Below are 14,303 nucleotides of genomic sequence, written 5' to 3'. Positions count from 1 at the left end.
AATGAATCAGAACTCTGCCCATTCATCATCGTCGTCAGATGAGAACTGACTTTTATCAGGAGCCGCCGCCTTAGTTATCGGCTTGGCGATTGGAGTGACTTCTGCAGTATGCAATGGTTTAGCCGTTGAAGTGCCATCCATATCGAAGAACTCCATCATCTTCATCATTGCCTGGGCCTGTTCCGCCATGGCTTCACCGGCGGCTGAGGCCTGTTCAACCAGCGCAGCATTCTGCTGGGTCATTTCATCCATTTGAGTGACAGCGCTGTTTACCTGTTCAATACCAGCCGATTGCTCGCGTGCTGCAGTACTAATGTCTTGGATCATAGAGGAAACATTTTCTACCGCTGCAATGATCTCACTGAGCGTATTACCACTGTGATTGACCAATGAGGTTCCAGCTTCGACCTTATCAACACTGTCGCGAATCAGCTCTTTGATTTCTTTAGCAGCACTGGCGGAACGTTGAGCCAAGTTACGCACTTCACCCGCGACAACGGCAAAGCCACGCCCTTGCTCGCCGGCTCGTGCTGCTTCTACTGCCGCATTCAACGCTAATAGATTGGTTTGGAAAGCAATCTCATCAATAACACCAATAATGTCTGAAATTTGCTTGCTGGACTGATTGATCTCCTGCATCGCAACCACGGCTTTGGAGACAACATCACCACCGTTTTCAGCCTTTGTGCGAGCAGAACTGGCCAACTCATTGGCATGCACTGAATTATCACTGGTTTGTTTTACGGCACTGGTCATTTCTTCCATAGAAGATGCCGTTTCTTCCAATGAGGAGGCCTGCGACTCTGTACGTCGGCTCAAGTCGGCATTGCCTTGAGCAATCTCACTGGCACCTGTAGCCACCGTACCTGCCGCTTCTCGAATTCGTGTGATGATATCGGTCAGACGATCAACGGTGGTGTTAGCATCCTGTTTTAACTTATCAAAGGCACCGGTGTAATCAGCGTTGATTTTACGATCCAACTTGCCTTGTGCCAAACCATCAAATATGCGGATAGTATCGCTAACGACACTGTCGGAGATGGTTAACAAGCGATTCAGCCCTTCTGCTAGGTTAAGGAAGAAGCCATCTTTACCTTTCAATTCAACGCGCTGCGATAAATCACCCGCCGTTGCTGCATCTACAATCAAGTCTATTTCTTTTTCAGTTGCGACTTCATCAGTGCGGTCTTTCCATTCAACAATGGTGCCGATGCGCTCAGAAGCACTATTAAAGATTGGATTGGCTATTAAGTAGAAGGTCCGACCGCCAACAATGATTTCGGTACGGTAGGTATCCTTCAGCGCTGCCAGCATTTGACGCTGATGTTCTGGACGTTTATGGAAGACATCGATATTGCTGCCCATCAGGGTGCTGACTTTAAATCCAGGCAAGTCTTTTCTTAGATCCTGCTCTGCATTCTCCATCATGCCAACAATGGCTTCGTTCATGTATATGATATTCAGCTCATTATCGGCAATCATGGCATTGGTCGACACCACATCTAGAGCCTGTTTCACTCGAGAGTTGGAATCTGCCTCTATTTTTTCTTGGGCGATTCTTGCGACTTCGTCAGTGCGATCCTCCCATTCAACGATAGTACCGATTCGCTCAGAATTATCATTAAAGATAGGATTAGCGATTAATGAGAATGTCCTGCCACCTACTACTATTTGGGTTTTGTAGGTATCTTTCAGCCCAGCTACCATAGAACGCTGATATTCAGGCTTCTTATGGAAGATATCGATATTGGCGCCCATCAACTTTTTGGCATCAAAGCCTGGAATATCACGCTTAATATCATTCTCAGCGTTATCCATCATGCCAACGATGGCCTCATTCATGTAGACGATATTAAAATCATTATCGGCTATCATGGCATTGGTGTTTACCACATCGAGGGCTTGTTTGACTCGAGTGTTTTTGTCGGCTTCACGTTTCTCTTGTTCAAGTCTTGCCACTTCATCAGTACGATCTTCCCACTCGACAATAGTACCAATACGTTCCGAGTCATCATTAAAGATAGGATTAGCAATCAGAGAGAAGGTTCGACCACCCACTACTATTTGGGTCTTGTAGGTATCTTTCAGCCCTGCCACCATAGAACGTTGATATTCAGGCTTCTTATGGAATATATCGATATTGGCGCCCATCAGCTTCTTGGCATCAAATCCTGGTATATCACGCTGTAGATCCTTTTCTGCGTTATCCATCATTTCGACGATGGATTCGTTCATGTAGACGATGTTGAAATCATTATCTGCGATCATGGCATTGGTATTGACCACATCCAGTGCTTGTTTCACTCTGGCGTTGACATCTGCATTGCGTTTTTCTTCTGCCTCACGAGCAAGCGTAGCGGTCAAATCTTTCCACTCGACAATGGTACCAATGCGCTCGTTATCTGCATTCTTCCATGGTGTCGCAATTAAAGAAAAAGTCGCCTCTCCCACCTCTATTTTGGTGTGATATGGCTCATGAAGGTCTGCTATCATGCGACGTTGAACTTCAGGTTTTTTATGAAACACATCGACTGTTTGGCCGATCAATTTATCGACAGAGAAATTCGATAACTGTTGGCGAATGCCCGCTTCGTGTTGTTGCAGCGTTTGTTCCAGACAGCGATTCATATACACGATTTGCATATCAAGATTGGCCAACATGACATTGGCTTGGCAGACCTCTAATGCACTGACAATATCGGTATTGCGCTGTTGCTGTTGCACCCGTTCTAGTTCAACCGTCATATCTTGTGCCAGGGCCAGCGCACGATAGGTACGACCAGTGGCATCTTTAACCGGTGAATAATGCATACGTAAATGCACTGCGCCACGCAGCTTCGATTCAAACGTCTGCACTACATCAGCACTATCACCACGCCCAAGTTTTAACCAGAGTTCGGCTAACGCACCTTGATCGGTATCTTGTGCTGACAAGAGGGAGCTAATGGTGCGTTGATTCACTTCAACCTGTGACGCGCCAATTAAAGCGAGAAAGTTGGGGTTCGCTCGAACAATAGTGCCGTCCAGACTTAACTCCAGCAAAGCTTGGGCATTGTCTAATGCCTGAAAGCGTTCCTGCTCTACACGCTGGGACGCACTACCAAAAAGATTCTCAAGTAACCCCATGTTCTATCCTTTTGCCTGGCATGCAGACTCAATCATGTTCAAGACATTCTTCTGCCAAATTTGGCAGTTCCAAGGGCTGGTGACTGGTTATCAGTGTGGCGACGTCCAGTAAAATCACCATTTTCTTCTTAACGTTGACTAAGCCACGTAAAAAATCTGTGTTCTGATCCTGATTCATATCTGGTGGCTGACGAATTTCTGCGGGTTTAATCGAGTAAACATCTGATACCGCATCCACCACTACGCCCATCACCTTCTCTGATGACTCGGCAATCACCTTTAAAATGACGACAACGGTAACCGGGCTATATTCCACCGCAGGCAATCCAAAGCGCATACGTAAGTCCATAATGGGAACGATGGTACCGCGTAAATTAATCACACCGCGGATATAATCAGGTGCATTAGGAATAGCGGTGGTAGGTTCCCAGCCCCGAATCTCTTGAACGGCTAGAATATCAACCCCGTATTCTTCTTCAGCCATGATAAATGTGAGGTACTGCTGCTCACTGGCGTCTTGACTTTCTAATTCATCCAAACTCATATCAGGCCGCCTTATCGCTACTGTGCTTATGCAATCCGGTAACATCAATAATCAAGGCTACCGTGCCATCACCCAGTATGGTTGCCCCTGATATGCCAGATACACGCTCATAGTTTTGTTCAAGACTTTTAATCACAACTTGCTGCTGTCCCAACAATTCATTCACCACCAAGCCTATTTTTCCATTATCGCTGTCTACCACCACCAACATGGCATCGGTAAGATCAGGACCGTCTGTCAAATTGAAGACCTGATTCAAATAAACGATGGGGATATATTCATCCCTTAATGGCATAACAGGTTGACTCCCTGCAATGTGGCTCATATCTTTTGCATCCAACTGTATTGATTCAACAATCGACACTAATGGAATCACATACTTTTCATTAGCTACCCTCACCAGCTGACCGTCTAGGATGGCCAAGGTGAGCGGCAGGCGAATAGTGAAGGTTGAGCCTTTACCTGTGACGGAATGAACATCAATATTTCCGTTTAGTTCCTGAATATTTCTTCTGACCACATCCATTCCTACGCCGCGACCAGAAATGTCGCTAACACTGTCTGCCGTTGAAAAACCAGGTAGGAATATGAGCTGATGAATTTCTTGTGGCGTCAGTGCGTCGTGCTCTGACACCAATCCTCGCTCGATGGCCTTTTTAAGAATTTTCTCTTCATTAAGCCCTGCACCATCGTCACGGATTTCTATAACGATATTTCCACCTTGATGGTAAGCATTAAGAATGATCGTTCCGGCTTCAGGCTTTCCTGCTTGCAGACGTTTATCAGTGGACTCCAGGCCATGATCAAGCGAGTTACGAACCAGATGAACCAAAGGATCACCGATTTTTTCCATGACGGTTTTGTCGAGTTCAGTCTCTTCACCCTGCAATACCAATTTAACCTGCTTACCCAGCTGGCCACCCAAATCACGAACTAAACGCGGGAAGCGACTGAAGGCAAAGCTAATCGGCAGCATGCGAATTTTCATCACACTTTCTTGCAGCTCACGAGTATTTTGCTCCAATTGCATCAGCCCTTGTTGCAACCTGGCTAGAAGATTCATATCAAATTCTTGGCCTAACTGGCTGAGCATCGACTGAGTGATAACCAGCTCCCCGACCATATTAATAAGGCTGTCAACTTTATCGATAGACACACGAATAGAGGTGTCACCACTGCGTTTTTGAGCACTGGCTTTTTCTTTAGCAACGGGAGCAATATCAGCAGCAGGCTTTGCAGCGCTCACATTCGCCGCTGTTACCTCTGTCACTTGTAAGGCATTATCCGGTACAGACACTGCGACATCGATGTTGTCTTGAGGTGACTCTGAAGTTACCGATAAGGGCTGATAAGCAATGTCACATTCATCTTCAACCCACTCAAATACCTCTTTTAGTTGAGCCACATCAATGCTCTTGTTAACCCGAATTTTCCAGCTCAAATAGCAACTTTCAGGATCGAGGGCATTGATGTCGGGAAGCTGTTGTTGATCAACAATAACTTCCATGTTGTCTCGGCCAACCAGCTGGCTGATTTCACGCATCATGCGAAAAGGCTCATTTCCGCTACGAAGTATGTCTTCACCGGGTTTAAAATCAATTAGCCAACCTTCAGCGGAGCTTTCTTCTGCGGCGTTGTCTTCGGCTGACGGTGCGTCTTGACTGCTGTCTCCGTTAAGTACTTTTTGTAACGCTAGCTGCAATTCCTGAGCACGATCCAAAGAGGGCGTTTCGTGATCTTTCAGCGCTTGCAGCAGATCTCTCAACACATCGACTGATTGCAAAAATAAGTCAATATATTCGTTGGTAACCTGGCGCTGGCCAGCTCTAATTTCATCCAGCAGGGTTTCGACGGAGTGGGTAAACTGAGCAACATCGGAGAAGCCAAAGGTGCCGGCTCCCCCTTTAATGGAATGGGCCGCCCTGAAAATGGTGTTTACCGTTTCCAGGTCGGGTGTGCCCGCCTGTAACTGCAGCAGTTGATGTTCCATAATTTCCAGGCCTTCGAAGCTTTCCTCGAAAAAAACCTGGTGAAATTGCGAAAGATCAACACTCATAACATGCTACCCAAGAACGCGGCGGATCGTGCCAAGCAATTGATCCGGGTTAAATGGTTTAACAATCCAGCCTGTCGCGCCGGCTTGTTTTCCCTGCATTTTCATATCCCCGGTAGATTCTGTCGTCAGCATTAATACCGGGACAAACTTGTAATCGGCCAATTCTCGCAAGGCTTTAACTAATTCGATGCCATTCATATTTGGCATATTGACGTCCGACAGAACTAAGTCATATTTTTTTTGCTGAGCAAGACCCAATGCCTCTTGCCCATCTTTTGCCTCAGTCACGTCATAGCCAGCACCTTTTAAGGTGAAAATGACCATTTGTCGCATTGAAGCGGAATCATCGACAGCCAAAATGCTAGGCATGTGTTACTCCTTCGATATTTCAGGTAAATCCAGATAAGCACTGACGCCAAGCAGGTCAGCACATTCGTACAGTGTCGGGCTGACAGCCAGCCAGTTAAGCGATTGTCCACTGCTGGCCAAGCTGCGTTTAAGTGCTAACAACAATTGCATTCCGGCACTGTCGGCGTAATCCACCTGATCAGCGTTGATTTGCAACGCCTCTGGTGACGACAGTGCTGCCTGGAACTGCGAAAGAAGTGTTTCTGCCTGATCAATACTGAGCCGAGTGCCACAGTCAATCACTTGAGCCATAAGGCCACCCATCCGTTAGGGGTTTGCTAAATACCAGACTAGACGCAAATTTCGCATTTGCTGCCTACAGCGCGAGAGAGGTCAAAAATCTTGAAAAAATTGCCGTAAAACAGGCCGGCTAGTGCTTTTTAGTACGATCAAACGCAGCCCGATTTGCCCATTCATCGGCCTGACGCTGCTCCTGACGGTCTTGCTGCTGCTGGTATTCCTGCTCAAGGGAGTCCATCAGTTGCTGCAGAGCTTTCAGCTTGGCCTGGCACCTTTGCCAAATCGCGCGCTCACGCTCGACCTGCTTTTGCAGTAAGGCAATCTGCTCGGTTTGCTGCTTTAGGGCCTGCTCGATCTGTTGTAGGAAGCCAACAGTAGTATGAAGTTGCGCCGAGCTGAGATGTCCACCTTGGCGGCCACTCAGTTGCGCCTGATAATCTGCAGCGTAGTCACCCAGCTGCTGTTTTTGATCCAGTTCAAGCTGCAGCTTCTGCTGTGCAGCCCCCAAATTAGCCAGCGCCTGCTGCTCATCACGTTCGGCCAAATGCACAACAGTCTGCAAGCGTTTTGCTCTGGGGTGGTTGGGCATATTAGCCACCACTGATCAAATTGATCAGCTGTTGCTCGCTGTCCTGTAGCGACACGCCTTCATTGAGCCCCTGGCGCAGCATGGCTTTTATAGTCGGCATGCGCTCCATGGCCACATCCAGCATTTGATCACTGCCTGGCTGATAGGCTCCTACATTGATGAGGTCCTGATTCTGCCGGTAGTGAGATAATAGTTGCTTGGTGAGCTGCGCCCGTTGCAACCAGTCAGCATGAACGATTTGCGGCATAACACGGCTGACCGAAGCTTCCACATCGATAGCCGGATAATGTCCTTCTTCGGCTAGTCGGCGTGACAGCACAATATGGCCATCCAAAATCGCCCGGCTGGCATCGGCGATCGGGTCCTGCAAGTCATCGCCTTCACTCAATACGGTATAAAACGCCGTGATGGAGCCCCCTCCTGCAGGGCCATTGCCGGTACGCTCCACCAGCTTGGGGAGTTTATTAAATACCGACGGTGGATAGCCTTTGGTGGCTGGAGGTTCGCCAACGGCCAATGCAATTTCCCGTTGCGCTTGGGCATAACGCGTTAGTGAGTCCATTAACATTAATACATTACGCCCCTGATCACGGAAGTACTCGGCGACGGCAGTGCAATACATGGCGGCACGCAATCGCATCAGTGGTGAGTCATCAGCAGGCGACGCAACCACCACCGAGCGCTGCAAGCCTTCTTCGCCCAGAATTTCATCAATGAATTCTTTCACTTCGCGGCCACGCTCACCAATCAGGCCAACAACAATCACATCAGCCGTGGTAAATCGCGTCATCATACCGAGCAACACACTTTTACCGACGCCACTGCCTGCAAACAGTCCAATGCGCTGGCCGCGCCCCACCGTCAGCATGGCATTAATAGCCCGAATACCAACATCCAGCGGTTCTCTGATCGGCGCCCGATGCAGTGGATTGATCGCTCGGCCATGCAGGTTGCCCTCTGTTACTTGCTGTAACTGACCGCCTTCATCTAACGGACGCCCAGTTCCATCAAGTACACGACCTAATAAACCGTCACCTACTGGAACGTGGGCCGAGCCTTGCAAAGGCCAGACTTTGGCGCCGGGTCTAACACCGTCAATTTGCTCAATCGGCATCAAAAAAATACGCTGCTGATCAAAGCCGACCACCTCGGCTTCGATGGCTTGCTCTTGATGTCGCTCAACCAGACAGCGGTCTCCGACTTTGACATCTATGCCGATGGCTTCCAGGGTCAAGCCAACCATGCGAATCAGTTGGCCAGCAATCGCTGGCTGATAGCGTGAAGCGGGTAAGTTGAGTTGCTGCCAGCGACTACTGAGTGCCATGCTCGTTGGTTCCGGCTTGATCACTACTTGGATCTTCTTGCTCTGTTTCTGGCTCTGTTTCTGGCTCTGTTTCTGGCTCTGTTTCTGGCTCTGTTTCTGTTTCTGTTTCTGGCTCTGGCTCTGGCTCTGGCTCTGGCTCTGGCTCTGGCTCTGGCTCTACAGTCTGCTGGGCCGCATCATTATCGTCAGCCGTGACTTGTTGCTCGACAGGTCCCACCTGTTGCGTTTCGTTTGATTGTTGTGTGTGATCAGAGGGATGCTGCGTCAATGTCTCTTCGGCATGGCTATCCGTTTCCTGGTCCGGCTCGAACTTGGCCTTTTCTTGACTGTTCTCAGTAGGTGACGTGGATTCTGACTCTGTTTCAGAACTCAGTTCATGCACCTCTTCGACAACAGCACCTTGTTGTGGATTAGCGCTATCTGCCTCAATCACTGCTTCAGTTGGCGCAGCGTCAATATCATCGGGTGGCGCCTGACTGTCTGATTCATCCTCCGACTCAGCATCAGCCTCATAGGCCAAATCCGGCATGGCTTCATCTTGATTAGGAAAGTCGTCAACGGCCTCCAGCAAGATAGGTCGCAATTGCAGCAGCTGTTGTTCAAGATGTTGCGCCACGCTGTAGTGAACCAGACTATGTTCGGTCTCGACTCGGCACTCACCTGCGGTCAGTGTCGGATCCGTTAGGACTTCCAGCGCTCGCCCTCGCAAGGTAGGTGATTGAGACACGTGCTTGGCATCCTCTTCACTGAGGAACACCGCCACAGCGTCTTTGCCACTCGGCAACTGCTGCAAAGCGGCAGTTACATATTGCTCAATGTGCTCAGCCCCGGTTTTCAGCTCTGCGCCCATCACTTCACGGCAGGTATGCTCAACCAAGCTCACCAACACTGACGGCAGCTGTTGATCGCGCTGCAGCAGCGTCGCTTGTAACTGCTCAAGCACACCGCGCAGCTGATCAACACGGGCATCAATGGCTGCTTGTCCGGCTTCTAACCCTTGTGCTTCGCCGGAGCTAAAGCCGGCACTGCGTCCTTCCTGCTCACCTTTGGCAAAGCCTTGTGCGTGGCCTTGCTGTTGCCCGTCCTGAAAACCTTGCTGCTGGCCCTGCTGACGCCCTTCAACCAAGCCTTGTTCTAACCCAGCGTTGTAAGCCTCGCGACGAATGCTCTCCAACTCTTCTACCGTTGGCAGTTCAACGGTCTCAGTGCTGTCTTCGTCACTGGTATCATCGTCAGCCTTATGGTCTTTTTGGGCTTGCCACTCTGGCGGTTCGGTCCAAAACGGCAAACGCCATGGGCGGGCTTCTTTGGCATCTTCGGCAGCGATCGGCTGGCCGGTACGCTTCATATCCGTCATAGCCAGGCGCCTTACAGCATGGCCTCACCGCCACCACCGAGTACGATTTCTCCGGCATCGGCCAAACGGCGGGCAATGGTAAGAATTTCTTTTTGCGACGCTTCAACCTCGCTGACTTTAACCGGTCCTTTTGCTTCGAGATCGTCACGCAGCAACTCGGCTGCTCGTTTTGACATATTTTTGAATATCTTATCCTGTACCAGTGGGTCAGCGCCTTTGAGAGCGACCACCAGAAGATCGGTGGAGACTTCGCGCAATAGGGTTTGAATACCGCGATCGTCGACATCAACCAAGTTATCAAACACAAACATCAAATCCTGTATCTGAGTACCCAGGTCATCATCAATCTCTTTAATCTGCTCCAGCAGTTCATTTGCCATGGTGCTATCGACATAGTTGACGATACTGGCTGCCACTTTGACACCACCCATCGATGTTGTTTGCGCACCCGCTTTGCCAGAGAACTGACGCTCGAGAATATCGTTCAATTCCTGTAAAGCAGCGGGCTGTACGGCTTCTAATGCTGCCACCCGCATGACGATATCGAGCCGTACCTTGTCGTCAAAGTTGGCGAGGATTTCTGCCGACTGATCGGAGTCGAGATAAGACACGACAATGGCCTGAATCTGAGGGTGTTCGTGGCGGATTAAATCGGCTACCTGACGCGGCTCCATCCATTTCAGTGAATCCAGACCGGTGGTATTACCACCCAACAAAATACGATCAATCAGAGCGCCGGCTTTGTCATTACCCAGCGCCGACGTCAGCATATTGCGAATGTATTGATCAGAGCCCAGTCCCATACCGGTCTGGCCACCCACTTCTTCTAAAAACTGGGCCACCACGGTTTCGACCTGGTTTTGATTGACGTTGCTCAACGCCGCCATTGCGGTGCCTACCCGTTGCACCTCTTTCGGGCCCATATGGCGCAGAATCTCCGCCGCATCTTGCTCGCCCAGGGTCATGAGCAAGATGGCTGCCCGCTCAACCTTTTTCAGATTGGCCAGTTCATTGGTTTCTTGTTCTTCAGCCATCGTCTTCATTCACCCATTTAATAACGGTTTGAGCGACACGCGCCGGATCTTCTGCAATCAGGCCTTTGAGGGCATCCAATTGACGTTCAAAGCTTTCTGACGCTCCTGGCAGTAAGAACTCATCCACCCCCGCCAGAGTGACACGTTCATCATCCAATCCAGCCTCAGAATCTTCCAACTCATCAAGAATATTGGCCGACTCTTCCTGACCGCGATTGGCGATGCTTTTCACCGTTGGACGGATAACACCAAAGATCAACACCAGGATAAACAGACCCGCTAACACCTGCTTGAGGATTTCCCAGAACCAGGGTTGGGTCCAGAAATCTGGATCTCCCAGCGCCACATCGCCTTTGCCCATAAAGGGCGAATTAATGACGTTGACACTGTCACCCCGTGCGGCATTAAATCCCACCGCATCTTTCACCAAGATTTCTAGGCGCTGTAGGTCCGCTTCGTTCCAGGGTGCGTATTCAACCTCACCGTCAGCATTAAGTGTTTCACGGTCATTGACCACGACGGCAACGGTGACACGACGCAAGCGGCCAATTTGATGCTGTTTGTAGCTTAAGGTGCGGTCCACCTCATAATTACGGGTCGCCTCCGAGCGCCGCTGAGTTGGCGTCGCGCCTTCGCCGCCCCCTGCTGCTTGCTCAGGCACCTGGGCATCAACGGGAGGCTGGTTTGACAGTGCGCCCGGAATACCGCCATTCGGGTCGGCAACGTTTTCTTCATCAACCAACTGCTCACTGCGCAGTGCGATCAAATCTGGGTTATATAATTCTTCACTTTGCTCTTGCACGGTAAAATCAACATCGGCAGAGACTTCTGCTTTGTAGTTTTCACTTCCCAACACCGGTTTTAAAATATTATTAACCGCCTGTATCAGTGACTCTTCCACTTTTTGACTGTATTCGAGCTGGCGTGTGACCATAAAGTCTTCAGCTTTTTGCTCGATTTTCGACAATAAATTACCGTGTTGATCAACAATAGAGACATCGTGACGAGCCATATCGCTCACACTTGATGCCACTAAATTGACGATGGCTTCAACCTGATCCTTAGTCAGTTCACGACCGGCAAAAAGCTCGATAAACACCGAAGCCCGTGGCGAGCGTTTATCTCGCACAAATACCGATTCTTTCGGCAAGGCCAAATGTACCCGCGCATTACGGACTGAGTTAACGCTAGCAATGGTTCTTGCAAGTTCGCCTTCTAAACCACGGCGATAGCGTGCATTTTCAATAAACTGGCTGGTACCCAAAGCACTGTCTTGCTCCAGTACCTCAAGGCCCACGGTTTTTTCATCAATTAAACTGGCGGCCGCCAGTTTCATACGTGCCTGGTGTAAATCACCGGCTTGTACCATTAATATTTGTGACGATGGATCTATCTGAAAGTCGATACCTTCGCGCTGCAGAATTTCAACAATATCCTGAGCGTTGTGATCTTGAAGACGATGAATGAGTGGTTTATAGGATGGCTCCTGCGACCAGATCAATATCGCAATAGCAAGGGCAATGACCAAGGCAATACCAGCAATAACGCCCATCTGACGTACTATGGTCAGGCGATTGAACCCCGCTAAAACCGGATGAGCACCGCTATTGGCGTCATCGCCCATCGGATCCAGGCCTGGCTCGGCATGTGAACTGGTTTGTGCTGGCGCATTATCCATACCCTTACCTCACTACACCGGCATATTCATGACGTCTTTATAGGCTTCGATCAGTTTATTACGAACCTGGGTCATGGCCTGAAAGGAGACACTCGATTTCTGCATAGCAATCATGACTTCGGGTAAATCTATGCTTGGGTCGCCCTGCTCAAACCGCGTCGCCAGCTCACTGGCCTGCTGCTGCTTCAGCGCCACATTGTTGACGGCATTGCTAAACATGGTTTGAAAGTCTGGCACGGCCGGGTCCGACACAGGAGCCACCGCTTCGCGGGGCTGATTCAGCTGCTGTTGCTGCAGGCGTTCCACTTCGCGTGCCAGATTACTGCCCTGCAAACGCTGGCTAGCCATCTCGGTTTGGCCAGCGGCCATTGGCTGCGTACCCTGCTGGTCGCGCAAATGCTGTTTAACTTGACGCATTTGCATCAGAACGCTGTTCACATCGACACGATCAACCATTGTCACTACCCCGCATGCGTACGTTTTTTTGACGTCCGTATGGACTTTTTCTTCTCTTTTTCTGTCGTTGCAAACTGCTTGCCAACCCATAAAAAAACCGCCCGAAGGCGGTTTCTCGAGGCTACAAATGCTTAAGCAGTTAACATCGATTCCACATCGATTCCTTCGTCGCGAAGACGAGCGACTTTATATCGCAAAGTGCGTGGACTGATACCGAGACGGTCGGCCGCTTCTTTACGCGACGGCTCTTCTTTTAGTGCTTTAACAATTAATTCAACTTCACGATTGCGCAAATCACTGCCCAATTCACCTTCTTCCTCCAACAGCCGTATCTGCGCCGTCTCATTTACCGCCATCTGACGATTTTTCGGCACCGGTGTCAGCAGTAAGTCGGCAGCACTGATTTGCGGCCCTGGTTGCAGTATCAAAGCACGTTGTAAGGTGTTATCCAGCTCACGGACATTGCCGGGCCAGCTGTGATGCAGCAATTTTTGCTCGCCATCGGCCAGCAATACCGGAGTGGCTCGTTTCATTTTGGCGGCATGGTGAGTCAACAGACGGCGCGTTAATGCCAGGATATCGGCACGTCGTTCTCGCAATGGTAACCAGTGCACGGGAAATACACTTAAACGGTAATACAAGTCTTCACGAAATTTTCCGTCGGCAACATAATCGGCCAGTTCTCGGTTGGTGGTCGCGACAATGCGAACATCTAATTGCAGTGTTTTTTTACCACCTAAACGTTCGACCTGACGTTCCTGCAATACCCGCAATAACTTAGCTTGCAGCCCCAAATCCATTTCGGTGATTTCGTCCAGTAACAAGGTGCCACCATCGGCTTGCTCAAACTTGCCAGGCATCGATTGATAAGCGCCGGTAAAGGCACCCTTCTCGTAACCAAACAGCATGGCTTCCAGCATATTTTCTGGAATCGCGGCGCAATTAATAGCGATAAATGGTCCTTTACGCCGCGTCGAATGTTGATGAATGTAACGCGCCAGTACTTCTTTGCCGGTACCACTTTCACCGCTGATTAATACCGTTGAATCAGTTTCTGCGACTCGCCTGGCCATCGTAAATAACTGCACCGATGCAGGATCTTCACACACGGGCTGAGAGTCATCACTGTCATCTTGCTGGCCATTGAATGGTTTAAGCAGTGTTTGCAGTTCTTGTAATTCGAATGGCTTCATCAGGTAATCATGGGCACCCCGCTGCATGGCAGCAACGGCTTGGCCAACGTCGCCATAGGCGGTCATTAATACAAACGGTAGCCAAGGGCGCTCTTGCTTGACGGCATCGAGCAGCTGTAATCCATCCATTTCTGGCATATTAATATCCGACAGAATTAAATCTGGCGTTTGCGCTCGCAGCTGCTGTAAACCCTCAAGGCCATTAATGGCTTCGCATACCTCGTGCCCCGCCAGCGTCAAGGAATCAACCACCGCTTCACGCAGGCTCAGATCATCTTCAACCACTAAAATCTTCATC

Annotated in this window: 12 protein-coding genes; all 12 read right to left on the bottom strand. The window is 49.7% G+C overall.

Going from position 1 to position 14,303, the window contains the following annotated elements; genetic code table 11:
- Positions 1-6: 6 nt before the first annotated feature.
- The gene (locus tag AC55FS_RS06865) at positions 7-3,126 is read right to left on the bottom strand and encodes a methyl-accepting chemotaxis protein (RefSeq protein WP_496935333.1); all 3,120 of its coding nucleotides are present in this window, start codon (positions 3,124-3,126) and stop codon (positions 7-9) included.
- A gap of 28 nt (positions 3,127-3,154) precedes the next feature.
- The gene (locus AC55FS_RS06860) at positions 3,155-3,670 is read right to left on the bottom strand and encodes a chemotaxis protein CheW (protein WP_496935332.1); all 516 of its coding nucleotides are present in this window, start codon (positions 3,668-3,670) and stop codon (positions 3,155-3,157) included.
- A gap of 1 nt (position 3,671) precedes the next feature.
- Positions 3,672-5,726: a chemotaxis protein CheA gene (locus AC55FS_RS06855; RefSeq protein ID WP_496935331.1), complete on the bottom strand. Its 2,055-nt coding sequence runs from the start codon at positions 5,724-5,726 to the stop codon at positions 3,672-3,674.
- Between the two features lie 6 nt (positions 5,727-5,732).
- Positions 5,733-6,095, bottom strand: a complete 363-nt coding sequence (locus AC55FS_RS06850) for a response regulator (RefSeq protein WP_496935330.1) — start codon at positions 6,093-6,095, stop codon at positions 5,733-5,735.
- A gap of 3 nt (positions 6,096-6,098) precedes the next feature.
- On the bottom strand, positions 6,099-6,386 hold the full coding sequence (locus AC55FS_RS06845) for an STAS domain-containing protein (RefSeq protein WP_496935329.1): 288 nt from the start codon (positions 6,384-6,386) through the stop codon (positions 6,099-6,101).
- A gap of 118 nt (positions 6,387-6,504) precedes the next feature.
- Positions 6,505-6,963: a flagellar export protein FliJ gene (gene fliJ, locus AC55FS_RS06840; RefSeq protein WP_496935328.1), complete on the bottom strand. Its 459-nt coding sequence runs from the start codon at positions 6,961-6,963 to the stop codon at positions 6,505-6,507.
- Between the two features lies 1 nt (position 6,964).
- The gene (gene fliI / locus AC55FS_RS06835; RefSeq protein WP_496935327.1) at positions 6,965-8,287 is read right to left on the bottom strand and encodes a flagellar protein export ATPase FliI; all 1,323 of its coding nucleotides are present in this window, start codon (positions 8,285-8,287) and stop codon (positions 6,965-6,967) included.
- Positions 8,274-9,644, bottom strand: coding sequence for a FliH/SctL family protein (locus tag AC55FS_RS06830; protein WP_496935326.1), 1,371 nt, complete (start codon positions 9,642-9,644; stop codon positions 8,274-8,276). Before AC55FS_RS06830 ends, fliI begins: the two co-directional genes overlap by 14 nt.
- Before the next feature lie 11 nt (positions 9,645-9,655).
- Positions 9,656-10,678: a flagellar motor switch protein FliG gene (gene fliG, locus AC55FS_RS06825; RefSeq protein WP_496935325.1), complete on the bottom strand. Its 1,023-nt coding sequence runs from the start codon at positions 10,676-10,678 to the stop codon at positions 9,656-9,658.
- Positions 10,671-12,356, bottom strand: coding sequence for a flagellar basal-body MS-ring/collar protein FliF (gene fliF, locus AC55FS_RS06820; RefSeq protein ID WP_496935324.1), 1,686 nt, complete (start codon positions 12,354-12,356; stop codon positions 10,671-10,673). The genes fliG and fliF overlap by 8 nt, the downstream gene beginning before the upstream one ends.
- Positions 12,357-12,368: 12 nt before the next feature.
- On the bottom strand, positions 12,369-12,812 hold the full coding sequence (fliE, locus tag AC55FS_RS06815; RefSeq protein WP_496935323.1) for a flagellar hook-basal body complex protein FliE: 444 nt from the start codon (positions 12,810-12,812) through the stop codon (positions 12,369-12,371).
- A 131-nt stretch (positions 12,813-12,943) separates the two neighbouring features.
- A complete protein-coding gene (locus AC55FS_RS06810; protein ID WP_496935952.1) occupies positions 12,944-14,302 on the bottom strand; it encodes a sigma-54-dependent transcriptional regulator in 1,359 nt (452 codons plus the stop codon).
- Position 14,303 lies beyond the last annotated feature (1 nt).

This window comes from Bacterioplanes sp. CLAM21 (assembly GCF_059641015.1).
Note: the sequence above shows the minus strand (reverse complement) of the source record. Positions and strands in the feature narration are given on the sequence as shown.